The 25,811-nt window shown below is 55.3% G+C and carries 26 protein-coding genes; 14 read left to right on the forward strand and 12 right to left on the reverse strand.

Going from position 1 to position 25,811, the window contains the following annotated elements; genetic code table 11:
* The first annotated feature begins 33 nt into the window (after positions 1–33).
* The 3 genes from BC440_RS14755 to BC440_RS14765 all read left to right on the forward strand — a co-directional run bounded on the left by BC440_RS14755 (position 34) and on the right by BC440_RS14765 (position 1,884).
* On the forward strand, positions 34–588 hold the full coding sequence (locus tag BC440_RS14755; protein ID WP_071240384.1) for a sigma-70 family RNA polymerase sigma factor: 555 nt from the start codon (positions 34–36) through the stop codon (positions 586–588).
* Complete coding sequence (locus BC440_RS14760; protein WP_071240385.1) at positions 585–1,316, forward strand: anti-sigma factor; 732 nt, start codon at positions 585–587, stop codon at positions 1,314–1,316. The genes BC440_RS14755 and BC440_RS14760 overlap by 4 nt, the downstream gene beginning before the upstream one ends.
* 133 nt (positions 1,317–1,449) lie before the next feature.
* Positions 1,450–1,884 carry a hypothetical protein gene (locus BC440_RS14765; protein ID WP_139192130.1) on the forward strand — a complete coding sequence of 145 codons (435 nt, stop codon included), beginning with the start codon at positions 1,450–1,452 and terminating at the stop codon, positions 1,882–1,884.
* A 56-nt stretch (positions 1,885–1,940) separates the two neighbouring features.
* Here BC440_RS14765 and BC440_RS14770 read toward each other — a convergent pair whose 3' ends face one another.
* The 8 genes from BC440_RS14770 to BC440_RS14805 all read right to left on the reverse strand — a co-directional run bounded on the left by BC440_RS14770 (position 1,941) and on the right by BC440_RS14805 (position 9,779).
* Positions 1,941–3,017, reverse strand: a complete 1,077-nt coding sequence (locus BC440_RS14770; protein ID WP_247643579.1) for a high frequency lysogenization protein HflD — start codon at positions 3,015–3,017, stop codon at positions 1,941–1,943.
* Positions 2,941–3,603, reverse strand: a complete 663-nt coding sequence (locus tag BC440_RS14775) for a DUF1007 family protein (RefSeq protein ID WP_071240538.1) — start codon at positions 3,601–3,603, stop codon at positions 2,941–2,943. Before BC440_RS14775 ends, BC440_RS14770 begins: the two co-directional genes overlap by 77 nt.
* 16 nt (positions 3,604–3,619) lie before the next feature.
* Positions 3,620–4,699: a zinc ABC transporter substrate-binding protein gene (locus BC440_RS14780; protein WP_071240386.1), complete on the reverse strand. Its 1,080-nt coding sequence runs from the start codon at positions 4,697–4,699 to the stop codon at positions 3,620–3,622.
* A 340-nt stretch (positions 4,700–5,039) separates the two neighbouring features.
* Positions 5,040–5,921, reverse strand: coding sequence for a hypothetical protein (locus BC440_RS14785; protein ID WP_247643580.1), 882 nt, complete (start codon positions 5,919–5,921; stop codon positions 5,040–5,042).
* 144 nt (positions 5,922–6,065) lie between these two features.
* Positions 6,066–6,260 carry a hypothetical protein gene (locus tag BC440_RS14790; RefSeq protein WP_071240387.1) on the reverse strand — a complete coding sequence of 65 codons (195 nt, stop codon included), beginning with the start codon at positions 6,258–6,260 and terminating at the stop codon, positions 6,066–6,068.
* 464 nt (positions 6,261–6,724) lie between these two features.
* Entirely contained in the window at positions 6,725–8,254 is a 1,530-nt protein-coding gene (locus tag BC440_RS14795; protein WP_071240388.1) for a tripartite tricarboxylate transporter permease, read from the reverse strand.
* A gap of 1 nt (position 8,255) precedes the next feature.
* Positions 8,256–8,726, reverse strand: coding sequence for a tripartite tricarboxylate transporter TctB family protein (locus tag BC440_RS14800; protein WP_071240389.1), 471 nt, complete (start codon positions 8,724–8,726; stop codon positions 8,256–8,258).
* Between the two features lie 63 nt (positions 8,727–8,789).
* Positions 8,790–9,779: a tripartite tricarboxylate transporter substrate binding protein gene (locus BC440_RS14805; protein ID WP_083379382.1), complete on the reverse strand. Its 990-nt coding sequence runs from the start codon at positions 9,777–9,779 to the stop codon at positions 8,790–8,792.
* A gap of 209 nt (positions 9,780–9,988) precedes the next feature.
* Here BC440_RS14805 and BC440_RS14810 point away from each other — a divergent pair, with 209 nt between their 5' ends.
* From BC440_RS14810 to prpB, 3 genes are read left to right on the forward strand one after another with little or no spacing between them, the layout of a single operon-like run.
* A complete protein-coding gene (locus BC440_RS14810) occupies positions 9,989–10,663 on the forward strand; it encodes a GntR family transcriptional regulator (protein ID WP_071240390.1) in 675 nt (224 codons plus the stop codon).
* Positions 10,660–11,832 carry a PrpF domain-containing protein gene (locus tag BC440_RS14815; RefSeq protein ID WP_071240391.1) on the forward strand — a complete coding sequence of 391 codons (1,173 nt, stop codon included), beginning with the start codon at positions 10,660–10,662 and terminating at the stop codon, positions 11,830–11,832. Before BC440_RS14810 ends, BC440_RS14815 begins: the two co-directional genes overlap by 4 nt.
* A 28-nt stretch (positions 11,833–11,860) precedes the next feature.
* Entirely contained in the window at positions 11,861–12,781 is a 921-nt protein-coding gene (prpB, locus tag BC440_RS14820) for a methylisocitrate lyase (protein WP_071240542.1), read from the forward strand.
* Between the two features lie 97 nt (positions 12,782–12,878).
* On the opposite strand, the gene BC440_RS14825 is transcribed toward prpB, so the two are convergent.
* From BC440_RS14825 to BC440_RS14835, 3 genes are all read right to left on the reverse strand, one after another.
* Positions 12,879–14,456 (reverse strand): SpoVR family protein, encoded by a 1,578-nt coding sequence (locus BC440_RS14825; protein WP_071240392.1) that lies wholly within the window; start codon positions 14,454–14,456, stop codon positions 12,879–12,881.
* Entirely contained in the window at positions 14,453–15,802 is a 1,350-nt protein-coding gene (locus BC440_RS14830; protein WP_063096180.1) for a YeaH/YhbH family protein, read from the reverse strand. Before BC440_RS14830 ends, BC440_RS14825 begins: the two co-directional genes overlap by 4 nt.
* Before the next feature lie 146 nt (positions 15,803–15,948).
* Positions 15,949–17,895, reverse strand: a complete 1,947-nt coding sequence (locus BC440_RS14835) for a PrkA family serine protein kinase (protein ID WP_007092241.1) — start codon at positions 17,893–17,895, stop codon at positions 15,949–15,951.
* 663 nt (positions 17,896–18,558) lie between these two features.
* On the opposite strand from BC440_RS14835, the gene BC440_RS14840 reads away from it, so the two are divergent.
* The 7 genes from BC440_RS14840 to BC440_RS14870 all read left to right on the forward strand — a co-directional run bounded on the left by BC440_RS14840 (position 18,559) and on the right by BC440_RS14870 (position 24,306).
* Entirely contained in the window at positions 18,559–18,894 is a 336-nt protein-coding gene (locus tag BC440_RS14840; RefSeq protein ID WP_007092240.1) for a rhodanese-like domain-containing protein, read from the forward strand.
* A 209-nt stretch (positions 18,895–19,103) separates the two neighbouring features.
* Positions 19,104–19,658 (forward strand): XRE family transcriptional regulator, encoded by a 555-nt coding sequence (locus BC440_RS14845; RefSeq protein WP_063096178.1) that lies wholly within the window; start codon positions 19,104–19,106, stop codon positions 19,656–19,658.
* A 10-nt stretch (positions 19,659–19,668) separates the two neighbouring features.
* A complete protein-coding gene (locus BC440_RS14850; protein ID WP_071240393.1) occupies positions 19,669–20,205 on the forward strand; it encodes a GNAT family N-acetyltransferase in 537 nt (178 codons plus the stop codon).
* 297 nt (positions 20,206–20,502) lie between these two features.
* On the forward strand, positions 20,503–21,501 hold the full coding sequence (gene dctP / locus BC440_RS14855) for a TRAP transporter substrate-binding protein DctP (protein WP_071240394.1): 999 nt from the start codon (positions 20,503–20,505) through the stop codon (positions 21,499–21,501).
* Positions 21,502–21,665: 164 nt separating this feature from the next.
* Positions 21,666–22,154 (forward strand): TRAP transporter small permease, encoded by a 489-nt coding sequence (locus tag BC440_RS14860; RefSeq protein ID WP_071240395.1) that lies wholly within the window; start codon positions 21,666–21,668, stop codon positions 22,152–22,154.
* Positions 22,151–23,419, forward strand: a complete 1,269-nt coding sequence (locus tag BC440_RS14865) for a TRAP transporter large permease (protein WP_071240396.1) — start codon at positions 22,151–22,153, stop codon at positions 23,417–23,419. Before BC440_RS14860 ends, BC440_RS14865 begins: the two co-directional genes overlap by 4 nt.
* Positions 23,420–23,424: 5 nt before the next feature.
* The gene (locus BC440_RS14870; RefSeq protein WP_071240543.1) at positions 23,425–24,306 is read left to right on the forward strand and encodes an isocitrate lyase/PEP mutase family protein; all 882 of its coding nucleotides are present in this window, start codon (positions 23,425–23,427) and stop codon (positions 24,304–24,306) included.
* A 66-nt stretch (positions 24,307–24,372) separates the two neighbouring features.
* Here BC440_RS14870 and BC440_RS14875 read toward each other — a convergent pair whose 3' ends face one another.
* Positions 24,373–24,765: a RidA family protein gene (locus BC440_RS14875; RefSeq protein ID WP_071240397.1), complete on the reverse strand. Its 393-nt coding sequence runs from the start codon at positions 24,763–24,765 to the stop codon at positions 24,373–24,375.
* 140 nt (positions 24,766–24,905) lie between these two features.
* Between BC440_RS14875 and BC440_RS14880 the strand changes: the two genes are divergently transcribed.
* On the forward strand, positions 24,906–25,511 hold the full coding sequence (locus BC440_RS14880) for a TetR/AcrR family transcriptional regulator (RefSeq protein ID WP_071240398.1): 606 nt from the start codon (positions 24,906–24,908) through the stop codon (positions 25,509–25,511).
* The last annotated feature ends 300 nt before the right edge of the window (positions 25,512–25,811 follow it).

The following is a 25,811-nucleotide window of genomic DNA, read 5'->3' on the forward strand; positions in this document are numbered from 1 at the left end:
CAGGGTGGCGGCGGACGTCAATTGGCGGATGGCATGGGGACATCAACCCGGGATCTGGAACAGCTTCTGGCGCGTGCGGCCGATGGCGACATGGACGCCTTCGGGCAGCTTTATCATGCGACATCGGCGAAACTTTTCGGCATTGTCCTGCGTATCTTGAAGAACCGCGCCCAAAGCGAGGATATCCTGCAGGAAATCTATGTGAAGGTCTGGGAACGTGCCGGGGATTTTGAACCGGGGCGTGCGTCAATCATCACCTGGATGGCAACGATTGCGCGGAATCGGGCGATTGATGCGCTGCGTCGTGACAAGCGTCATGAGGTGGTGGTGGATGATTTCGATATCGATCAACTGGCCGATCATGATGATCTGTCGGTTGCCGATGATGCCGAACGCAATGATGACCTGCGCCAGCTTGAAATCTGCCTTGGCGGGCTCGATGATGATCGCCGCACAATGGTCAGGCTGGCCTATCTGGACGGATTCTCGCGCGCCGAGCTGGCAGAACGGTTTGCCCAGCCGGTCGGCACGATCAAGACATGGCTGCATCGCAGCCTGAAACAGTTGAAGGAATGCCTCGGATCATGACCGACCGGGAAGATATCGACATGCTGGCGGCGGAATATGTGTTGGGAACGCTTGATCCCGATATGCGCCGCACTGTCGATGAACGCCGGACAAATGAGGCGGAACTGAATGCGGCGATTGCCGATTGGGAAAAACGCCTGTCGCCGTTAAATGCACATTACCGCGCAGAAATGCCGTCGCGCGACCTGTTTCCCGGTATCCGGGCGCGGATAGAGGGGGCCCGGATCGAAAGGGAGCGTGTGCAGGCGGACAATATTGTTGAGATCGATCTGCTGAAACGCAAGCTCGCCCGGTGGCGGATCGGGACATTTGCCACCGGTGCACTGGCGGCAAGTTTGATGGTGGCGGTGCTGGTATCGGATTTTGCCGCCCCGGTTTCTGATCGGCAATTTGTCGCCGTGTTTCACCGTGACGATACCCAGCCCGCCTTTGTCATGAGCATTGATCTGGATACCCGTGCGGTGATCATCCGCCCGGTTTCGGCAACACTGCCCGAAGGCAAGACCTATCAGCTATGGATCGCATCCGATGAGTTGGGCCCGGCACCCAAATCGCTGGGGCTGCTTGAAAACGCATCTGTGCCGACAACCCGGTCACTGGGGGAATTTGATCCGGCGCTGCTGCGCAATGCGACCTTTGGCATCAGTCTGGAGCCCGAGGGCGGTTCGCCAACCGGGCGTCCGACCGGTCCTGCCATTCATGGCCGTCTGATCCCGGTCGAACACTGATTTCAAAAAAAAAGTTTCCCGGTCTGAAACCCGGCCGGTCTGGCCTGCGTAGCTTCGATGTGCGCATCAAAGCGCGACACGAGCGGACGGCAGACAAAAGCCTGTCCCGGTTCAACAGACAAGGAGACTTCAAATGCTGGTGACCAAAAAGATGTTCGGTATTCTCGGCGGGGCGCTGATGGCCGGTGCCCTGACCGCTGCCATTCCGACGGCCGCCAACGCCATGGGGCCGATGGTCGAGGCGATGGATCAGGATGTTTCGGGCGGAACGGTCAGTGCGTCGAAAATCATGGCCGGTGAAAATGGCTGGCTGGTGGTACATCGCACCGATTCCGAAATGAAGCCGGGCCCTGTTGTCGGTTATGCGCCGCTTAAAAAGGGCGAGAATATGGATGTTACCGCCATTTTGCAGGAACCGGTCAAATCCGGTGAGATGCTGATGCTGATGATCCATTCCGAACAGGGTGGCATGAAAACCGGCTATTTCGAATATACGCTGGGTGCCAAGGAAGACGGCCCGATCAAGCCGGATGGCAAACTGGTGATGAAGGTCGTGACCGCCCAATAAGCCGGTTGGCAGTTTAAATCAAACGGCCCGCGAGGTTGCTTGCGGGCCGTTGTCTTTTACAGCCAGCCAAGCTGCCGGGCGGCCGAAAGCAGTAGCAACAGGCCAAACAGGGTAATCAACGCGGCCCCCGCCAAGCCAACCCCGCGGCGAAGCCAGCCCGATGTGCTTTCCGAAACACTGAAAAGATGCTGCGTGCCGGTCCGAATGCCGATGGCCGCCAGCCCGATCAGGCTGATGGTCAGCGCCACACCGGCCGCCATGGCAAAGGCCGAGGCAATCCCGATCAGGAACAATCCATTTGCCAGCGTAAACAGCAACACCAGTATCGACCCGGTGCAGGGACGCAGGCCGACCACAATCCCGCCCGCAATCATCTGCCAGCGGGACTTGGTGATGGCGTGATCATGGTTATGCTCATGCTCATGATTGAGATGCTGATGGTCTGCATGTTCGTGATCGTGGTCATGATGATGTGCGTGGTCATGTGCATGGTGGTCATGGTCATGGTCATGGTCATGCCCATGCCCGCCGTGATCGCAACAATCATCACGTCCCTGCAAGATACGGATACACATCAATCCGCCCAACCCGGCAATCAGGGCATAGGAAACGGCTTCCAGAACCAGTCCGTTCTGCGTAATCGCCGCCGGGCCAAGATTAAGGATCAGGGTCAGCGACCCGACAAGAACGATGGCCGTTACTGCCTGAACGCCGGCAATCAGGCTGCCCATCGCAACACCCTGTTTCCATCCGGCATCACGCGACAGGAAATAGGTGGTTGTGACCATCTTGCCATGGCCGGGGCCCGCCGCATGAAACACGCCATAGGCGAATGAAAGTGCGATAATGGTCAGGCCCGGCCACCACGCATCGCCGGTTTTGGCACTGCGCAATGTTGCTGTCATCTGCCGGTTAAGCTGTGTCTGGATCACCACCACCTGACCGACAATATCCGATAGCCATCCCGGCAGGCTGATCAGGCTCTCGCCGTCATTTTGTGTCGTCTGATCGGGAGTATTCGGGGCCTGTTCGCTGCTTGTGCCGCGGCCCAGAAGGTTACTGGCTTGTGCTGCGGCCTGATTGCTCGGCAGAAACGAAATCGCCAGCAGAAAGGCCATGATCAGAACCGGCATCCGCAACCTCGTTCTGGCAGGCAAGGTCGGCGCGTATTGGCGAAACCAGATCAAAATAGATGCGGTTCTTTTCATCTTCGCTCATTTCATAGTGGCATTTGAGATGGCGGTTGCCCTTGAACAGGATCGGATCAACCTGGGTAAAGGCAACATCAATATAGAATTCCGCATCATATACCGACAGGGCAACGGCATCTTTTATCGGGTCAAGCGGCTCTTTAAGCGTCAGGGTGAAATCGTAACTCACCCGACGGTCATCGGTAATATCGGCCTTGAAGTCCGTTGCCCCGGCAAAGGTCACAAGCTCCTCGTTCCGGCGCAGATGCGTCAACCATGAAACTTCGGAAAGCAACGCAAACGCATTGTCGTGAACGTCGGTGTTTTCTTCATCAAAGAACCGCAAATCATGATTTTTGTCGAACTGGTCAATCAGCGTCAGACTGAACAGATCGTCAAACACCCAATGCAGCCGGATCGCGGTGATTTTGTCGTCTTCAAAAATCATCTGCGCATCGGCATCGATCCAGACATGCGGATGTGCCGATGCCGGCATGCCTGATCCGACCCAAAGGACGGATGCAAGCATACCGGCAACAAACGTCTTAGGACTGCGAAAGGCAGTCCGCCAACGCGCCAGCATTCTGGCGCAGGATGTTCTGATAGGCATCTGGTCCTGCCGGAATATCCGCGCCCAGCGGATCAAGCGTTCCGATATGCGCGCCGGTATCGGCAACCACGGCTTCGACAATCGCCGGGCGGAATTGCGGTTCGGCAAAGACACAGACAGCATTGCTGTCCCGGATTTTGTCTTCGATTTCATGCAGGCGCTTTGCTCCGGGCTTCTGTTCCGGTGAAACAGTAATCGAACCAACCGCATTCAGGCCAAATCCCGCTTCCAGATACTGATAGGCATCATGGAAAACGACAAACGGCTTGCTGCGGACCGGTTCCAGTTGACTGTCCAGATCATTCCCAAGTGCATCAAGGCTTGCAAGGAACTTTTTCAGATTGTCCTGATAGGTGCCTGCATGGGCCGGGTCGATTTCACCAAGTTCGGTGGCAATTGCTGTTGCGATGGCAGCCCCGTTGGCCGGATCAAGCCAGATGTGGGGGTCGGCACCTTCTTCGTCATGATGGTGACCTTCTTCACCCTCATGGGCGTGATCATGATCATGATCGTGATCGTGTTCTTCGGCATGGGCGTGTTCATCATGACCGTGTTCGTCATGACCGTCATGACCATGTTCATCATGATGTTCGTCTTCATGGTCTGCGTGATCGTGACCTTCGTGATCATGGTCATGCGATTCCCATGCGCCACCTTCGCGCATTGCCCGGACGGCCAGACCATCAATATCAGCCAGTTCAAGCTGATGGGCACTGCCCGACAGGGTTGCCAGCGGCTTTTTCAGGAAGCCCTCAAGGCCGTGGGAGACATAGATCACCAGATCGGCTTCCTGAAGCGAGCGGGCTTCGCTGGGGCGTAGCGAATAGGCATGCGGCGAGGATGCGCCATCAATCAGCAGAGCCGGTTTGCCAACGCCTGCCATGATCGCACTGGCAATACCGTGGATCGGTTTGATCGAAACAACGACCGACGGATTTTCTGCCGCCTGTGCCGTAAACGGCAGGGCAAGCAACGGCAGGGCAAGCAGGGTGCTGCGAAGGCTTGAGAGGGGCATGATATCAATCCGGTTGGTAACAGGGATGGGGTAATCGGTGAGGATGTGTTTGTTATGTTATATCATAACGTTTCGTCAAGCGATAATTACATCCCTGATCCGGCGGGGGTGTTTTTGATCCTAATAGATGTTTTCTATTGATCAAAATAAGTGAGTTTCGTGTTCGTAACGAAAAATCCGCATCCGTAGTTGAAGACGCATTTTTGCCGATTTCATTGCAGAACAAATGTTGGGGAATGGTAATGATGCGGCTGCCATATCCGATTTGAACCGGCAAGAAGCAATCCGCATCGAAGGCGGTTCCATCTTTTCGGGCCGGTTAAAATATCTTGCCGGGATGTTACATCCGGCAGGGAGGACATTTCAGATCCGGGTTGCCGGTCTCGCGATCAGTATGCAAATCAGAAACGTTTAGCCAGAAACGGTCATCGATGTTTTTTGTCGTCTCACTCATGATGGTATTTTCGATGTTGAAAACGTGCCGCCGTTCTGTTCTCAGGGCATCAAGGGCGTGTGCAATCGCCGGGGCATTGTGAAAATGTTCCATGAAGGCACCGGTTCGATACGCTTCAAGAAGGCCATCGGTAATGGTTTGCCATAGGGCGCTGTTTTTCCTGTTCACATAGATGAAAAAGTCGAACGGATAAACCAGCATGACGGTGTCATTGAGAACCACATCCGGATATTGCGCCTGAATTGCGGGCAATTCCCGATAGGCTTCGTGAACGGCACGGGTTAAAGCATCAAACCGACTGTTTTCCAGCATTTCCCAAAGGTTGTTGCGCGGGCCGCGTTCAACACAGAAACCGTTATCTTCCATAATGTCTGCATCGGGCCAGTCGGACCCCACCCCGATGCAGAACTGGCGCAATTCGTCCAGGGTTTCGACATTCCGAAGCGCCTCGGCCCGGTCCTTTTTGACCATGAAAACACGGTGCCCCAGAATGCCGCGCGTGATGGGAATATTGACCTGGCGAAATCTGCTTTCACGCTCTGCACTGTAACCGGCAAACATCACATCAATATCACCGGCCAACAGCATTTCGCTGATGCGTGACTGTGTCGCGCCTTTTAATTCCTCGATATCCATAACGTAATCAGTGCCCGACAAGTCCAGCGCCATTTCGATGACGCCGAATTCATAGGCAAAAAATTTCTTCAGACCTTCTGGGAAGGCCATTTTGATGGTTCTGGCATCGGCCTGTGCGGTTTCCTGGAGCAAAAGGCAAACACAAACGACCCAAAATGCAAAACGCAGGATTTTCAAAACATTCGCCCATATAAAGGTCACGTGAGGCTCAGCCTACGATGTATATTGGGCGCGCTTTGCGATGTTAAAGAGACGTCCTTTGAATATTATATATCGTTAATGTTGCGGGCGTCTTGTCGAGGATGGCTTCATGCCCTTTAGCCATGGCAGGAAGCCATCGAGAAATCGTGTGGTCGCGGGCATGAAATGGCTGCCGTGATGATACATCGGGTCCAGCGTGGTGACGATCATCCGGCCCGGCGTGGTGACCGTGTCGTCATAAAGAACCGATCCCAGATCACCGACATCCATTCCGCCGGTTCGCCAATCCCGTCAAGGGCAAGGCATGTGTCATACGTGCGAGCAGGCGCGAAGCCATTTTGTGATAAGTCCTTGCAGCTTGTTACAAGCGGGATCAAATAGTTGGTCGAATGTTGAATTTAATAACCATTCTCATTTGATTGTCGCAGCTGATTTTGGTTCTTAATTTCATATATTTGAATATTTTGGAATTCGGCAAATATTAACGCGTGCGTTGCTTTGTTCTTGAATACGCCATGGTCGTTTATATGGAAGGGTTTCCGTGATGTCGGACAATGGATTGACCGACATTTTGCGCGATTCTGTCGCCGTCGACGGCTGGGTGTTTGCTCTACGGCGCGAAGGGGGCAGGATGGTGCAATGGGGGTTCCGGATGCGACGAAGCCGCCCGGCACATTGCAACGGGCGGCTTCGTGTCTCGGCGGCATCTTTGGGGTAGCCTGCCGAGGTAGTGGTTATTGATCGCCAGACATGCTGGCAAGGCGCTGTTTCCGGCGCTTCGCCCGGGCACGCATGATCGGTGGAAGGGCGACTGCTCCGATCATCAGGATAGCAAGGCCGATGGCAATCGGGCGTTCTGCAAGATAGGACAACGGATTCCCGCCCGAGATTTGCAGGGTACGGACGATCTCGCCTTCGGTCATGCGTCCCAGCAACAAGCCAATAACGGTGGCAGCGACGGGATAGTTGTGGCGACGCATCAACCAGCCAATACCGGCAAAAGCCATGACAGTGACTGGTCCGGCAATCGTGCCGGTGATACCAAATCCGCCCCATGCGCACAGGGCAAGGACAGAAGGTACCAGATAGCTCAGTGGAACGCGGACAATCATGCCAAGCACGCGTAACGATAGAAGGCCGATAATCGCAAGAAGAAGCACCTGGCCCATATTGCCAACAATGATCGAATAAACGACATCGCGCTGATCACGGATAAAGGCAGGGCCACCGACAAGATTGTGGAAGGAAAACGCAGCTAGCAACACGGCCGTTGCAGCGCCACCGGGGATGCCCAGTGCAAGCAGGGCCGTCATCGAACCGCCCTCGGAACTTGAATTGGCGGATTCAGCGGCAACAAGTCCGTCCGGCTCACCCTTGCCAAAGCGTTCCGGATGTTTGGAGCTGCGTCTGACTTCGCTATAGGCAACCAGATTGGCAACCGATGACCCGACACCGGGAACCGCACCGATCAGTGCACCGATGATGCTGCCACGGATCAGAGCGCCGGGACGTTTGAAGGCCATGACAAAGCCGGTGATCAGCTTGCGGAACGAAATATGCCGGTTCTCGCTTGATTCAACGAGATAATCACTGCCGCGCAGGCGCAGCAATTCCGATGCAGCAAAAATACCGATCATGGCCGGGACAACCGAAATCCCGTCTATCAGATACGGATTGCCAATTGTTGTGCGCATGGTGCCGGTGGTCGACATGCCGATCTGGCTCAGGATCAGGCCGAAAAGGCCGGCAATCAATCCGTTGGAAACCGCACCACCATGAAGGGTCGCAATCAGGGTCAGGCCCCAGATCACCACCATCACCATTTCAAGGGGACCAAGTTTCAACACGACAAAGGCAAGCGGCTGGATCAGCAACAGCAAAAGGGTATAGCCAAAAAAGGCACCAAAAACCGATGCTCCAAGGCCAATGCCAAGTGCTTCGTTATGTTTGCCCTGATGTGCCATGGGATGCCCGTCAAAGGCGGTCGCCACTGATGATGAGGATCCGGGAATGTTCATGAGGATGGCAGTAACGCCGCCGCCATAGGCCCCGCCGGTAAAGATCGACGTCAGGAACAGCATCGCCTGAAGGAAATCCATCGACCAGGTGACCGGCAGGAATACCGCCATGGCCATGGAAATCTGCAAGCCAGGTACAGCGCCGAAAACCAGACCGATGATCAGGCCAGGAATGACATAAAGCCAGGGGCCAAAATCGCTGAAAAGCAACGAAAAGGCCTGCGAGAATGCAAAACTGTCGATCATGTTACAAAACCAGTAGCGGCATGGGGAACGGGAAGAGCGACCCGAAGCCTTCGACAAGGAACAGCGTGAACAGGGCAGCGTAAAGAGGTGGCAGCCACCAGCGGCGTTCACCACCAATCACAATGCCAACCCAGACAAACAGGAATGTCGCGATGTCAAAACCGACGGTGGTCAGGCCAAAACAAAGCGCTGCAAAAAGGCCGAGCAGCAAAAGGTCAACAAGGGTGGTGTGCAGTTTGGCACTTTGTTCGGCTGGGTCTTGTTGCAGCACTTCGGTATCGGTGCGCAGGGCTTTGATGATGACCCCGGCGATAAGGGCAATCAGGGTGATGCCGACTGGAACAACGACAATTAGGTTATAAAGTTTTGTCGAAGCGGAAATGGCACTCCAGTTCAGATACACCGCAGTAACGGCGACCATTAACAGGAATGCCAAATGAGACAGGGACAGGTTTGACAGGCGACCGGGCATGTCGGGGCTCCTGGGCGGACGGGAAAAGGGAGTGCGCAGGATGCTGCGCACTCCGGGGCGTGATTACTTCGAGATGTCCTTGAAGCGTTCCAGGACTTCAAAGTTTGACTTGATGATCTTGGTGGTTTCTTCTGGACCAAGCCATTCTGCGCCGATGCCCTGTTTTTCAAGGTCTGCAACGAATGCCGGGTCTTTCAGAACGGCTTCATAGGCGTTCGTGAAGCGTTCAAAACGTTCCGGATACTTTTCCTTGAAGGTGGCGTGGGCGGCGATGCCACGCATGGAGCCGACCAGCGGGGCGACTTCTTTGCCATGTTTGGCAAGAATTTCGTTCAGGGTCGGTGCATCCCAGGTGGCAACACGCTTGTTGGCAGCAATCGCAAGCGGGCGAATATATTCGGCAATAGAAACACTGCCATCCGCACCCAGAACGGTCATGTCGACCTGACCGCCGGCTGCTGCGGTACGGGCCGCACTACCCGATTCGTAGGTGACAATATTCACATCATCAGCGCTAAGGTCATAAGCTTCGAGAAGCTGAAGAGTGTTGATGTAGCCCGTTGAACCCGGAACGACAGAAATGCGCATTTTGCCCGGGTTTTCTTTGATCGCGGCCATGAATTCATCAAGCGATGTATAGGGCAGTTCGGCATTCAGCGCGAACAGGTCAACGTCGGTCCACTGGCCGTTGACGAAGGCAAAGTTATCCAGGCTGTAATCCGCGTCAGCTTGCAGGATTGCGTTGCTGATATAGGGGTGGATCGAGGTTGCCAGGAAAAAGGTGCCATCATCAGGCATGTTCAGGAAATAGGTGTGCCCAACATGGCCGCCGCCGCCTTTCTGGTTGATGACGCGGATCGGTACATCAAGTTCTTCCTGAAGGCGCTGGGCAACGGCGCGGGCTGTGCGGTCAGCTGAGCCGCCCGGTCCGAGAGCAACAACAAAGGTGATTTGCTGATCTGGCCATTCTGCCTGTGCCGGGGTGGCAGTGGTCGCAAGCGCACCAACAGCAAGCAGCGCAGCTGACGCCATTGTCAAAATCTTGTGGCGCATTTCTTCCTCCTTGTTTGGGATGGAACGCGTTCGTTGCGCATTCCTTGTTGTTAACAATGTTTAAAATCGCGTCCAATTGGCACAATTCTGGCGTGGTAAGTCAAGATAAAAAAAATCTATATGATCTGGGGATTTTTGAGTATAAGGGGCGGCAAGAACGGCAAGACGCTTGTGTTCTGTAAATTTGAAAACGGAAAGTATTGTTAACAATGTCGTCGATTGAGCATGGTTCAGCCTGGTCCGCGCTTGAGGCGGAACTCCGCGAGGATATCCTGACGGGGCGAATCCGCCCGGGGGAGCGACTAGGTGAAGTTGCCCTTGCGGAACGCTTTGCTGTCAGTCGCGGGCCGGTACGTGATGCGCTGCGGAAGCTTGCAGCAGCGGGGCTGATTTCCTTCCTGCCCAATATTGGTGCGCGGGTCCGGGTGTTTTCCCGTGAAGATGCCCGGGCGCTTTACGAATTGCGTGCGGCACTGGAATCCGATGCTGCCCGGTGGGCGGCGCGTCGGGCAGGGCAGGAACGGGCAAGCGGCCTTGTGCAATTGCTTGGTCAGCATGCCGAGAGCATCGCGGCACATCCGGCCGGGGCCTATTTGCAGAACGGCAAGGATGCTGATTTCCACATCGTGATCGCCGAAATGGCGCAGAACCCGCTGTTGCGTAATTTGCTGGCCGACGAGCTTTATCCACAGCTTGCGCTGCTGCGTCTCCAGCATCGCAACGTTGATGGTCGCGGACGGGTGGCATTGCGCGAACATGAAAACATCGCCGATGCGATCATCAACGGGGATGACGAGCTTGCTGCACTTCTGATGCGTCGACATATCGAGGCCAGCTGGAACGCCCTGAGTGGTCAGCTTGAAGCCGGGGATACAGAGAAATGAAACAAATCCGAATTCCTGCCGTCTTCATGCGGGGCGGTACTTCCCGTGCCCTGATGCTTAAAACCGATGATCTTCCCAAGGATCGGGCAAAATGGCCGGTACTTTTCCGTGCGATGCTGGGCAGTCCCGATCCCAACGGGCGGCAGCTTGACGGTATGGGCGGTGGCATTTCGTCGCTGAGCAAGATCTGCGTAATCGGGCCGTCTGATCGTAACGATGCCGATATCGATTACACCTTTGCCCAGGTGTCTGTGACCGGCGAGACTGTCGATTTCAGCGGCAATTGCGGCAATATGAGTTCGGCCGTCGGGCCGTTTGCTATTGATTCCGGTTTGATTGCGATGCCCGATGACGGGGAATGCACGGTCCGGATTTTCAATACAAATACCAGCAAGATCATCCACAGTACCTTTATGGTCGAAGACGGCGAAGCCGCGGTCAGCGGCGATATGTCGATCCCCGGCGTTGCCGGTGGTGGTGCGCCGGTACGACTGGATTTTTTCCGGCCCGCGGGGACGCAGGGAAGGGGGCTTTTGCCATCAGGTGCAGCTCAAACGGATCTTGAACTTTCTGACGGCAGTGTTGTGTCGGCATCACTGATTGACGCTGGCGTGCCCGCAGTTTTTGTTCTGCCCGAGGCACTCGGCATTGGTGCCGCGATCATGGATCATGATCTTGAAAACGACCCCAAAACCATGGCGCTTCTTGAAGAAATCCGCTGTGCGGGATCTATAGCGATGGGAATTACATCCAGTCGTGAACAGGCCGGTGAAATCATTGCGATTCCCAAGGTGGCGATTGTTGCCCCGGCTCAGAGCTATCTTGACCTGTCGCAACAGCCTGTTGATGCGGGGCGCCATGCCCTGACCATTCGCATGATCTCGGCCGGGCAGCCCCACAAGGCTGTGCCAATTACCGGGGCGCTTGCGGTGGCCTGCGGTGCTGCCGTTCCGGGCAGCATCATTGCCGATCTTATTGCAGCAAGTGATTGCGATGTCGCGCGTTTGCCAATCGGAACACCCAGCGGTGTGGTGACCGTTGGCACCGCACTTGATGCGCAATCCGATGCATCAAGTGCAATTCCCGAAGTTGAACGCGCTTTTCTTTACCGCACACAGCGCCGCCTGATGGAAGGCGTTGTCTGTGTTCCCTCAGCTATTGAAGTTTGAAAAAGAATTTATTGAAGACGGAGTTATCATGACACGAGAAGAAAATAGCAGCGCAAGCGTCTGGCTCGAACAGCCCTTGCCGACGGGGCTTGGCGCGGAAATGGCAAAATACTGGGAAACCAACCAGTTCTTGTCTATTGCAGGTGCGCATGACCCGATGGCCGGGCTTCTGGCCCGCAAAGCGGGGTTCAATGCCCTGTATCTTTCTGGTGCGGCTTTGACCGCATCGATGGGCTTGCCTGATCTTGGTCTTGTGACCATGGAAGAACTTGTAACCCGAGCGCAGGCGATTGTTCGTGTTACCCGTTTGCCGTTGCTGGTTGACGGTGATACCGGCTTTGGCGAGGCGCTTAATACCATGCGTCTGGTGCGTCAGCTTGAAGATGTTGGGGTTGCCGCTGTTCAGCTTGAAGATCAGGTTCTGCCGAAAAAATGCGGTCATCTCAATGGCAAGCAACTGGTGACACCCGATCACATGGCCGAGAAAATCGCCGCCGCATCCCGTGCGCGCCGTGATTTGCGCATTGTTGCCCGTACCGATGCCGCCGCGAGCGAGGGTATTGATGCGGCAATCGCCCGCGCCAAGCTCTATGTCGAAGCCGGTGCAGATGCGATCTTCCCCGAGGCCCTGCATGACGAAGAACAGTTTCGTGCGTTTTCCGCGGCAATTGATGTGCCGTTGTTGGCCAATATGACCGAGTTCGGTCGCACCAAGCAAACCTCGGCAGCGGAATTTGATGCCATGGGATATGCAATGGCAATCTGGCCGGTTTCGGGGCTTCGTATCGCAGCACGTGCCATGGAAAAATTCTATGATGAGCTGGCTGCAACCGGCACTGCCGAGGGTACCATTGATCAGATGCAGACCCGTGCAGAGCTCTATGATGTGATCAACTATTTCGGCTATGAATCGCTTGATAGCAAAATCCAGCGGACTGTCCTGCCATAGGGCGATGACACACTGAGCTAACCGAGATTAAAAAAAGCAGCCCCCGTTGAATTCAGCCGGGGGCTGTTTGCATTGTTAACATCGTTCGCGGAGGAGTTCAGGTCCCCATCAAGTCCTCTGGCGTGAAGTTCATTTCATGCAGGATTTCACCGGTTTCATTGTCAACCGCCTGCAAGGTCACGCCATATCCCCATAACTGCCCGATATAGCCCAGTGTCATTTCCGCTTCGGATTTTTCAAGCCGGATGCCGTCATGTTCGGTGTGCTGGATGTAAAGCTGGCGGTTGCCGCGCAGGTCGACATCAACCACCTGCATGTCGGGTTCGCGTACCGAAATGTCATGCATGCGTGCCAAGGCGCGGCGCACCTTGCGGTATCCGTTATCGTCGTGGATGGCGGCGACTTCCAGATGCGGGCTGGAGCTTAGATCGTCGATCAGGAACATCCGCATGTCGCGCATCAGTTTGGGCGACAGGAATTGCAGGATGAAACTTTCATCGCGGTAATGCGCCCACGCTTCTTTTAGCGTTTCGACCGGCGCGTTATTGCCCGCAATATCGGGGAACCATTTGCGGTCTTCCTCGGTCGGGTCGACACAGATGCGGTGAATGTCCTGCATCATGGCAAAGCCAAGCGCATAGGGGTTGAACCCGGAATAACGCGGATCGTCATATTCCGCCTGAAACACCACGCGCGAATGGTAATCGATGAATTCCATCATCGCACCTTCGGAAATCAGGCCCTTGTCATAGAGGCTGTTCATGATCGCGTAATGGACATAACACGCACAGCCTTCATTCATCATTTTGGTCTGTTTCTGCGGATAGAAATATTGCCCGATATTGCGCACGATCCGCAAAATCTCGCGCTCCCAGGCTTGCAGGGTCGGGGCGTTTTTCTCCAGGAAATACAGCAGGTTTTCTTCGGGTAATCCGAACTGGGCCCGGCGTTCCTCGACCCGCATCTTGCGACGCATTTCATCAAGGTCTTCGTCGTCCTTTTCGGCCTGCGGCAAGGTCCGCCACAGATCGTTATAGGTCTCGTCCTCGTATTTGGCGCGTTCGCGTTCACGTTCCAGTTCTGCCGCCAGATTGGGCTTTTCCGGGTGGGAATACCGGTTTACCCCCTGTTCCATCAGGGCATGTGCTGCATCAAGAACCCGTTCGACCGCATCAAAGCCAAACCGGTCCTCGCATTTGGCGATATAGCGTTTGGCAAATTGCAGATAATCGAGAATGCCTTCCGCATCGGTCCATTGCTTGAACAGGTAATTGTTCTTGAAAAAATGGTTATGGCCAAAGGCCGCATGGGCGATCACCAATGCCTGCATGACGATGGTGTTTTCTTCCATGACATAGGAAATGCAGGGGTTGGAATTGATCACGATCTCGTATGCCAGGCCCTGATATCCCTTGCGATACATCACATCGTCACGCACGAACCGTTTGCCGAACGACCAGTGATGATACATCAACGGCATGCCGATGGATGAATAGGCGTCCAGCATCTGCTCGGACGTGATCACCTCGACCTGATTGGGATAGACATCCAGTTTCAAGTCGTTGATCGCGATATCCTCGATCGCGTCATAGGTGGCCTTAAGGGTGTTGAAATCCCAGTCGGCACCGGAAAACAGAAGTTCGGGGGCGGTGGCTGGTTCGGTCTTTTTGGTCATCCTTTGACCCCGCTTAGTTTTTCGGCGCGATTTTTGGCAAACAGTTCCCGGAAGACCGGGAAGATATCGGCGGCCTTGGTCACCCGTTTAAGGGCAAATCGCGCATTGGCGCGGGCAACCGGGGCATAGGCCTTCCAAAGCGCGGTTTCGCCTTCGGCGGAGGAAAAAATCTCGGCCTCGCGCTCGTCGGTGATTTCGATATAGGCGTAGTACTGGCATTTCGGCAAAAGGTCCTCGGCCAGCAAGGCCGTGCATTTTGCCCCGTCGTTGGAATAATTATCGCCGTCCGATGCCTGGGCGGCATAGATGTTCCATTGATCGGTCGGGTAACGATCCTTCATCACCCGTTTCATTTCTTCCAGCGCGGTCGAAACGATGGTGCCGCCGGTTTCGCGTGAATAGAAAAACGTTTCCTCGTCCACTTCGGCGGCGCGCGATGTATGGCGGATGAACACCACATCGACATGTTCGTAGCGGCGATGCAAAAACAGATGCAGCAGCATGAAGAACCGTTTCGCCAGTTCCTTCATCTGTTCGGACATCGATCCCGACACATCCATCAGACAGAACATGACGGCCTGGGTGTTCGGATCGGGGATTTGCTGAAACTGGTTGTATCGCGTGTCGATGGGATCAATGAACGGGATCGCCTTCATGCGGCGCTTGGCTTCTTCAAGATCGGCCAGAAGCCCGTGAAGGGTATCCTCATCGGGCTTGGTCAGTTTGCTGGACGGGCGTTTTTCGGCCTTGGCCTGAAGGGCGGCGATTTTTTCTTCAAGGTCGCGGATTTCGGCGGTTTTCGGGCGGCGCAGGCCAATCCGGCGCGCCAGAGAATTGCGCATGGTGCGCACAAGGCTAAGGTTGGCGGGGGTTCCGTCCGATGAAAAACCCGCGCGCGCCGTGCGAAAGGCGGTGGTCTGTTTCAGGCTTTTTTTCAAAAGGTCGGGCAGTTCCAGATCTTCGAAAAAGATATCAAGGAACTCGTCACGCGACAGGGTGAACTGAAATTCGTCTTCACCGTCGCCATCGGGGCTGGCCTGTGATCCGCCTGCACCGCCATCGCCACCTTGCGGACGGGCAATCCGGTCGCCGGGGACAAACTTTTTATTGCCGGGCAGCACATAATTGCGATCCCCGCCGCGGCGTGCGTGATGAAAACCCGGTTCATGCAGGGTCTTGCCCGGAATGGTGATGGAATCGCCGCTATTGATATCGGTGATGCCACGCGTGCGAATGGTGTCTTCTACCGCCTTTTTGATCTGTGCCTTTGCGCGCCGCATAAAGCGCTGCCGGTTGCCAAGACTTTTGCCTTTCGGGTTCTTGCGGCGGTCGACGATATAAAGCATGGGCAGTTACATCCTTGCTTGCGCACGTATCGTTTCGAGAACCCCGGCCGACGGATCGTTGGAAAACCGTCGACCGGGAGCTCGGTGCACCGGGCGGACAAGGGGACAAACCGCCCGGTGCGGGTCGGCAAAGCCGCAGCTTGGGCTTAACCGGCCTTATTGACACGCATGTACCATTCGACCAGACGGCGTGTCTGACGTTCGGTATAGCTTCGATCAATCATGCGTTTGACGAACTCGTTGTGTTTCTTCTCGGTGTCGCTGTCTTTTTTCGATCCGAATGAAATCACCGGCAGCAGGTCTTCGACCTGGCTGAACATGCGTTTTTCGATGACTTCGCGCAGTTTTTCATAGGACGTCCATGCCGGGTTCTTGCCCTTGTTATTGGCGCGTGCGCGTAGGGCAAACTTGACGACCTCGTTGCGGAAATCCTTCGGATTGGCGATGCCCGCGGGTTTTTCGATCTTGGACAGTTCCTGATCGATGATCTTGCGATCCAGCAACTGACCGGTATCGGGGTCCTTGAAGTCCTGATCCTCGATCCAGGCATCGGCATAGGCAACATAACGGTCAAACAGGTTCTGGCCGTAATCGGAATAGCTTTCGAGATAGGCCTTCTGGATTTCCGCCCCGATGAACTCCGCATAACGCGGGGCCAGTTCGGATTTGATGAAATCCATGTAATCCTTTTCGCGTTCTTCGGGGTATTGTTCACGCCGGATCGCCTGTTCGAGCACATACATCAGATGTACCGGGTCGGCCGCGACCTCGTGGGTGTCATGGTTGAAGGTTTCCGAAAGCACCTTGAAGGCGAAACGGGTTGAAATGCCGTCCATGCCTTCGTCGACACTGGCGGTATCGCGATATTCCTGCATCGATTTTGCTTTGGGGTCGACATCCTTCAATGTTTCGCCGTCATAGACGCGCATCTTGGAATACAGGTTTGAATTTTCGTGTTCTTCAAGGCGCGACAGAACCGAAAACTGTGCCAGCATTTTAAGCGTACCGGGCGCGCAGGACCCCTGTTCCAGTTCGGATCCCTGCAATAGTTTGTCGTAAATCAGGGTTTCTTCTGTCACCCGCAGGCAATAGGGAACCTTGATCACGCTGATACGGTCGATAAAGGCCTCGTTATTCTTGTTGGCCTTGAAGGTTTGCCATTCGGCCTCGTTCGAATGCGCCAGAATAAGGCCCTGGAACGGGATCGCACCAAGGTTTTCGGTGCCGATATAGTTGCTTTCCTGCGTTGCCGTCAGCAACGGATGCAGCATCTTGATCGGGGCCTTGAACATCTCGACAAATTCAAGAAGTCCCTGATTGGCGCGGTTAAGCCCGCCGGAATAGCTATACGCGTCCGGGTCGTTCTGGCTGTAATATTCAAGTTTGCGGATATCGACCTTGCCGACCAGTGACGAAATGTCCTGATTGTTTTCATCGCCCGGTTCGGTTTTGGCAATCGCAATCTGGCGCAGGCGCGACGGGATCAGTTTTACGACCGAGAATTTGGAAAGATCGCCGTTGAATTCATCAAGCCGTTTCACCGCCCATGGCGACATCAGCCCGGTCAGGCGGCGTTTGGGGATGCCGTATTTGTCTTCGATGGCATCGCCCATTTTGGCCGGATTAAACAGGCCAAGCGGGCTTTCGAAAACCGGGCTGATCTGATCGCCGGCTTTGAGCACGTAGATCGGCTCGACCTCCATCAGTTCCTTTAACCGTTCGGCAAGCGAGCTTTTACCGCCGCCAACCGGGCCCAGCAGATAAAGAACCTGTTTGCGTTCTTCCAGTCCCTGGGCGGCATATTTGAAGAAGCCAACGATGCGTTCGATGGTTTCTTCCATGCCAAAGAAATCTTCAAAGGCGGGATATCGTTTGATGGTGCGGTTCAGGAAAATTCGGCCGAGACGGGAATCGGTCGAGGTGTCGATCATTTCGGGTTCGCCGATTGCCTTGATCATCCGCTCGGCTGCGGATGCGTAGGCTGATGGATCATCGCGACATAGATTAAGATAGTCCCGGATGGTTAGTTCGGTTTCGCGTTTTCCGTCATAGCCTTCCGCATACAGCTCGAAGATGTCCTTGTCTTCAGCCATGGCGCGGTCTCCTTTCCAACGTTATCGCACTTCTGTCAGATGTCGTTTCCTGTGTTCTTTTGATCTTGGGGCTTAACCGGCATGATGGCCGGATTGCCCGATCCTGTTGCAAGACGGCAGCGGGTTTGCTGCACTGCGGTGGCATTGAAAGTAGCCGCCGTTCATTCTGTCTACGTCCGAAATAAACGAATCGTTCAATCGGTCGGTGAGTAAATAAACTAATGAACTTTATTTAAGGTTCGTTTAAAGGTCTGCCAGATGATGGCAAAGAAAATGGGTTTGATGACTTTTTAGAATGGCTTGCAATATTTGCAACCGGCAATGGTAATAGTCAAAGTCCCGCTTTGCGGCGACCCAAAGTCACTTTTTCCTAGGGGCGGGCGTAGCCGGTGAATGCACCCGGATAAGGTCCGCTCCTGTGACCCTGTCTCTTTGACGTGGGGCTTCCGGTATCATTCCGCAATGGTCAAGCTACGAATATTGTTGGTAAAAACGCTTGCGAAACGATCACGTCGAAGTGACCGGGCCGGATGCCGGGAAACCGGCACTCTGACGGCGAATTCATCCGCCGTACCCATTTTGCAATTGCACAGTCAAACAGCAAAATTATATCAGTTCTGTCTTTCTACTGTGCGCCAAACCCGCCCCGAAGGGAAGTATCGAATGACCGATGGTAGCGTGAATTTCGTCGAAAGTGGTGAACTTGATCACCTGATCGCACAGGGTAACGTGACCCTGATTGACGTCCGCGAACCCGACGAATTCAGGTCCGGTCATATCAGCGGGGCGATCAATATGCCGACCTCGACTTTCGATATTCCGGCACTTGTCGACCTTGCCGACGATACAGAGACGGATTTCGTGTTCATTTGTGCCGTCGGACAGCGATCTTTCGGGGCTGCCAACGCCGTTCTGCCGCATCTTGATTGCAAGGTGATGAACCTGAAGGGCGGTTTGCAAAGCTGGACACGCGACGGGTTTGATCTCGCCCAAGGCTAACAAACGCGCCTTGTGCCCCCGTCCCTATGTGCTTCTGTATGTGTTTCTGTGCTCGAAGCGCAATGCAGAGGCGGCTTGGCATTGCAAACCGATCCTCTCAGAGCTGCTTCTTTCTTCGTCCCTTCATTCGCTGCCTCATTCAATAACGACGATGATTCTCGTTGACGATTTCCCGTATATGGGATTAATTCCCTGATATGAAATTTTGAATGAGTAATATGATGGATCGGAAGATTGCGGAGCGGCTTGCTGCGTTGCGGGCGGAGCGGGGTTGGTCGCTTGAGGAGCTGGCGGCGCGGTGCGATGTCAGTCGGGCCAGCCTGTCGCGGCTTGAGAATGGCGAGGTCAGCCCGACGGCGCATGTTCTGGGCAAGCTTTGTGCCGCCTATGGCCTGCCGATGTCACGCCTGATGCAGATGGTCGAGGACGGGTTTGTTCCGCTCGTGCATCGCGGTTTGCAGCGGATCTGGGTCGACCCCGAAACCGGCTTTTTCCGGCGGTCGGTTTCGCCGCCATCGCGGGATTTGATGGCAGAGGTCCTCGAATGCGAACTCGATCCCGGCACACGGATCGAGTATGGGGGATCGCCACGCGACGGGCTTGAACATCATCTGGTGATGCTGGCCGGGCAACTGCGTGTCACGGTGGAGGGCAAGACCCATGAGCTTGATGTCGGGGATTGCCTGCGATACCGGCTTTCGGGGCCCAGCAGCTTTGAAGCACCTGCGGAAACCAGCGCGCGCTACCACCTTTTTATCGTATGAGGCCCCAAAAATGAGCGATCAGATCACCATTGCAAGCTTTGACGCCGATCAGCTTGAAAGCCACCTTGAGGCGTTTGGCGAGATGCTGCATGCCTGCGTACATGACGGGGCCAGCATCGGGTTTATCGACCCGTTTGACACCGAGGATGCGGTGGCATTCTGGCGCGATATGGTCCTGCCTGCAATGCGGGGCGGGAAGCGTGATCTGTTTGTCGCATTGGCGGACAACAAGGTGGTCGGAACCGTGCAGCTTGATTGCGCGACCATGCCCAATCAGGTCCATCGTGGCGAGGTCTGCAAACTGATGGTCCATCCGCACTATCGTCGTCTGGGCATTGCGCGGAAACTGATGGAGGCACTGGAAAAACGGGCGTTTGCGAAAGCACGTCATCTGCTTACACTTGATACGAGAACAGGCGACAGTGCCGAGCCGCTTTATGCCTCGCTCGGTTTTGAAACGGCGGGCGTGATCCCGGCCTATGCCCGCGATCCGTTTTCCGAAAAACTGAGTGCAACCACCGTGATGTATAAGCGGCTTGCTGTGTAATACGCTGGTGGACGATTCCCGTATTCTGTATTCAAAACCGTTTTGCTGGCATGCCAGATTGCGTAGAAAAAGTGAATAATCAGCCCGATTATTCATGTTTTGCGGCGCAGCATGACATGGCCTGAATGGTCGATTTTTCCCTGAAATAAAGGACATTCATGCTGCTGTGCGGTGCACTAAGGGTTAATGCGTGTGACAGTGGTATGACCAAAACATCTTGAATGCCAAACCGGGTTGAGCGCATCTTTGCGCCTGAAAGCTTTTGTATAAAATAAAAAAACCCGGAGGACGTTCGTCATGAAGAAATTTGCCCTTGCGGCGGCCCTGATGGCTGCCGTTGGTTTTACCGGCATGACCCATAATGCCGTTGCGGCCGATCTGACCCTGCGGATTTCGCTGCAACTGCCGATGAAAAGCCACCTTGGCCAGAACCTTTTGATGTTCAAGAACGAGGTCGAGGAAAAATCGAACGGCGATATCGCGGTCGAGATTTATGACAGTGCGCAGCTTTACAAGGACAAGGAAGTTCCCGCCGCCGTCGGTTCCGGGGCGATTGAAATGGGTGTGGCGTCGCTGACCCGTTATGTCGGGGATGTTCCGGCGGTTGACGTGTTCTATCAGCCGTTCCTGCTTGATTCCGAAGAGAAAGTCCGTGCCGCCGTTGCCAAGGGATCGCCGGTGCGTGGTCCGCTGGACGAGGCGATTGCCGATACCGGTGCGACCGTTCTGTGGTGGCAGGCTTATGGCGGATCGATCATGCTGTCGAATGGTGGCCCGATCAAAGGCCCGGAAGGTCTTAAAGGCCAGAAAGTCCGCGTCTTTTCCAAAACCCAGGGCGATTTCATTTCAGCAGCCGGTGGTGCGCCGACCCTTGTTTCCGGGTCCGAGCAGTATATCGCCTATCAGCGTGGCACGGTTGATGTCGGCATGACCGGCATGTCGGGCGTCAAATCCCGCCAGCTTTGGGAAGTCATGGATACGGTGACCGTCACCAACGATGCCGATGTTGAATTCATCGTGGTGATCAATACCGATTTCTGGAACGGCCTTTCGGATGCGCAGCGTGACATCATTTCGACCGCAGCAATGAACGCGGAAAAAGACGTCCGTGATCGCATGTCATCGATCGAAGCCGAGGCCTATGCCGAAGCCAAAGCCAACGGCATGACCGTCTATACCCCGACCGACGAGGAAATGGCGGCATGGCGTGAAGTAGCCAAACCGGTTTACGATGAATTCCTCAACCATACCGGCGATCTGGGCAAGCAGGTTTTTGATGCGGCCAGCAAGCTTTAAGCCTTGCCCGGTGATTGCAGACTGAACTGCCAATAAGGAAGACGTCACCGCATTTTGGGCAACCAAGCCGTTGCGGTGATGTCTTTTCATCTATTCATCTGTCTCTCTTTTCAGGAGGCGGTCGTGACCGGGGCGCATATTCCCGGCACGGCCAAGATTTCATAATGTTTGATCGTTTGATGCTTTTGCTGGCCTGGATCGCGGCCCTGCTGTTTGTCGCAGCGGGTGTGATGCTGACCTATGAGGTCGTGGCCCGGTATTTCTTTATCCGCCCCACCATCTGGGCGGCAGAGCTTTCGCAGCTTTGCCTGATCTGGGGATCGTTGCTTGGCATGCCATGGGCATTGGCGGCACGGCGGCATATTTCCGTCGACGCGGTGACCCGCCTTTGCAAACCTTCGATGCGCCGTCTGCTTGAAATCATCGCGATGGCGGTGGTTCTGGTGTTTTCCGTGATGGTGACGGTCAAGGGCTGGGAAATCTTTTTTGAAAGTTTCGAGCGGGGCCGCACCAGCGGCACGATGCTTGACCTTCCGGCATGGGTTGCCGAAATCCCGGTCGTGATCGGTTTTGCGCTTCTGGCTGTTCAGGCCGTCATTGAAATTGTCGGCGTGATCCGCGGCAAGGATATTCCGGAAGGGGCGCACGAATGACGATTATCCTGACACTTGCGGCAATGTTCGCCTTGCTGCTTATTCGTGTGCCGGTGGCCTTTGCGCTGGGCGGGCTTGGCCTTGCCATGCTGATCCTTGGCGGGTTTTCGCCGCTGATGGCACCGCAGGCGATCCTGTCGACACTGGATGGTTTTATCCTGCTGTCGGTGCCGCTGTTTTTGCTGATGTCCAATATCCTGCTGCGTGCCGGGGTCGGTAATGACCTGTTTGCCGCGGTCAGTGCGTGGGTCGGTCATTGGCCGGGCGGGCTTGCGGTGGCGACGATCCTGTCGTGTGGTGTGTTTGCCGCGATTTCGGGATCATCGGTGGCAACCGCGGCCACGATTGGCACGGTGGCCATCCCGGAAATGGTCCAGCGCGGCTATAACAAGCGTTTCGTCTATGGCCTGATGGCGGCGGGCGGCACGCTTGGCATCCTGATCCCGCCATCGATCCCGATGATCATTTATGGTTTCGTGACCGAAGAATCGGTGATTTCGCTTTTCCTTGCCGGGGTCGGGCCGGGCATTGCGTTGCTGTTGCTGTTTATCGTCTATTCGATGATCTATGCCCGTTTCGGCGGGCAGGAACGTGAACCCAAACGCGGCTGGGAGGAGCGCAAGCGCGCCACGTTAAAGGCCCTGCCTGCGGTTCTTCTGGCGGTGCTGATCATATCGGGGATCTATTCCGGGGCCTTTACCCCGACGGAGGCCGCGGCGATTGGCTTTGCCGCTGCCCTTCTGATTACGGCGGGGATGCGGGTTCTGACCTGGAAGGCGTTGAAGCTTGCGATTTTCGATACCATGGCGACCACGGTTGCGATCATTCTGATCATTGCCGGGGCCAAGGTGTTTGGCAAGGCGATCACGCTGTATCGCATCCCGCAGGATATCTCGATGATGATCAGCCAGGGGATCGATACCGAATTTGGCTTTATCATCGTGGTGACGGTCGTGTTGCTGATCATGGGGCTGGTGTTTGAAGCATTATCAATGGTGCTGATCATGACGCCGGTTCTGTTGCCAGCGGCCCTGGCGCTTGGCTTTGATCCGATCTGGTTCGGGGTCTATATGGTGATCATGGTTGAATGCGCGCTGATCACGCCGCCGGTGGGGCTCAACCTTTATGTCATTCAGTCGGTGGCGAAAACGCGATTGGGCGAGGTGGCGCGCGGTGTGTTGCCGTTCCTGCTTCTGATGTTCCTGACCGCGGCCATTCTGTATGTCTGGCATGATCTTGCCCTTTATATACCCTTTAAAATGTGACGCTTATGACCAAACAAATCTCTCCTGCCGATAAACTCCGTGCGCTTCTGGCAACGGGTGATCTGATTACCATGCCGTGCTGCTTTGATGCGCTGTCGGCCAAGCTGATCGAACAGGAAGGCTTTGGCCTGACTTTCATGTCGGGCTTTTCGGCCGCGGCATCGCGGATTGGCGAACCTGATCTTGGCCTGATGTCTTATGGCGAAGTGCTTGATCAGGCGCGCAACATCACTGATGCGGTTTCGATCCCGGTGATCGGTGATGGCGATACCGGTTATGGAAACGCGATGAATGTGAAACGCACCGTGGCGGGCTTTGCCAAGGCCGGCTGTGCCGCGGTGATGATCGAGGATCAGCTTGCGCCGAAGCGTTGCGGTCATACCAAGGGCAAGGAAGTTGTTGGCCGGGACGAGGCATTTGATCGTATCAAGGCCGCCGTCGATGCCCGCGAGGCCGGGGCGGATATCCTGATCCTTGCGCGTACCGATGCCCGGCATCAGCATGGTTTGAGCGAGGCGATTGATCGGGCCGCGAAATTTGCCGAACTGGGTGCGGATATCCTGTTTGTCGAAGCCCCGAAAACCGTCGCGGAAATGCGTGAACTTTGTGCGGCCCTGCCGGGGCCGAAAATGGCCAATATCGTCGAGGGCGGGGAAACCCCCGATCTGACTCCCGATGAACTGAGTGATATCGGCTATCAGATTGCGGCTTATCCGTTATCGCTTATGGCGGCCGCCATGAAGGCGATGGTTGAAACCCTGCAATTGATGAAAGCGGGCAAGCCGCGCACCGATATGCTGATGGATTGGGGCCAGTTGCGCAATCGCATCGGGTTTGATGCCTATTACGAGGAATCGGAACGCTACGCGACCTCGAAACGCGGGTAGGGCAAGCGTTCATCTGATTGTCGGTCAAACGGCGCGCGAGGGGATTCTCGCGCGCCGTTTGGTGTTTTAGCCCGGAATGCGGGCGATAACCTTGATTTCGAAGTCAAACCCGGCCAGCCAGTTGACCCCGATTGCGGTCCAGTTCGGATAGGGGGCTTCGGGGAAAACGTCACCCTTTACCTTCATGATCGTTTCAAACTGGTTTTCGGGATCGGTGTGGAAGGTCGTGACATCGACGATATCGTCAAGCGTGGCTCCACCAGCCTTGAGCGTTGCTTCAAGATTGGCGAATGCCAGACGCACCTGTGCCTCGAAATCCGGTTCGGGCGAACCGTCAGAGTGGCTGCCGACCTGACCGGAAACGAACAGAAGATCGCCCGATTTGATCGCGGCGGAATAGCCATGTTCGGCATAAAGGGCATGCCGGTTGGCCGGGAAAACGGCGTTACGCTGTGCCATGTGGATTTATCCTTGTATCCGGGTGTGCAGTTTCACATACGATACGTATATAAAACTCAGATACATTGCGTATGTCAAGTTTTATATACGTAGCGTATGTGGAGTGATATGTGTCGGGTAATTTACCAAGGAGGATCGCAATGGCCGCACGGCGTCGCCAGGAAACGATGGAAGAAAACCGCGAAAAGCTTGTTTCGGCGGGGCGAAAGGCGTTTGGAACGCAAGGCTTTGCCGCGGCGTCGATGGATGAATTGACCGCATCGGTTGGCCTGACGCGGGGCGCGCTTTATCACAATTTCGGCGATAAAAAGGGGCTGCTTGCGGCCGTTGTCGCGCAGGTCGATGGCGAAATGGCCGCACGTGCGCGGGCGGCCAGTGCCAGCGCCGGGGACGGGTGGCAACAGCTTCTCGCGGAGGGGGCGGCCTATATCGCGATGGCGCTTGATCCCGAGGTGAGGAGAATCGTTCTGCTTGACGGGCCAGCCATTCTTGGCGATCCGTCACATTGGCCCAGCCAGAATGCCTGCCTTGAGGCCACCAAAGAAGCGGTCGAAAGGCTGATTGCCGACGGGGTTATGAAGCCCGTCGATACCGATGCCGCCGCCCGGCTGCTGTGCGGTGCTGCCCTGAATGCGGCGTTATGGGTTGCGGACAGTGATGATCCGAAATCAGCCTTGCCCAAGGCGGTTGATGCCTTCAGCCTGATGGCCGAGGGGTTTCTGGTCGAGAAACGCAAAGGGCTTTAGTTCCCGATTTTCTGACGGGAACCGGGCGTGTTGCAGGCCGTCGGACCCGGCCAGTTGTTTGATATCAGTCGTCGCCAAGCTGAACGGTCGCGTCGCGGGCGGTGTGCAAAACACGCATGATAGCAAGCCCCGACGGTATCACGCGGTAGTAGATCGCATAATTTCTGTGGTGATGAACACGAAGGCCCGGTGACAGGTAATCGCGTTTCGGGCCAAGTTCGGGATTCAGACAAAGAGGATCAAACCGTTCCCTGATTTCATGGAGCAGTCGTGTCGCCGCATCGGGATTATCCGTGGCGA

The organism is Thalassospira sp. MIT1004, assembly GCF_001858545.1.
Lineage (GTDB): Bacteria > Pseudomonadota > Alphaproteobacteria > Rhodospirillales > Thalassospiraceae > Thalassospira > Thalassospira xiamenensis.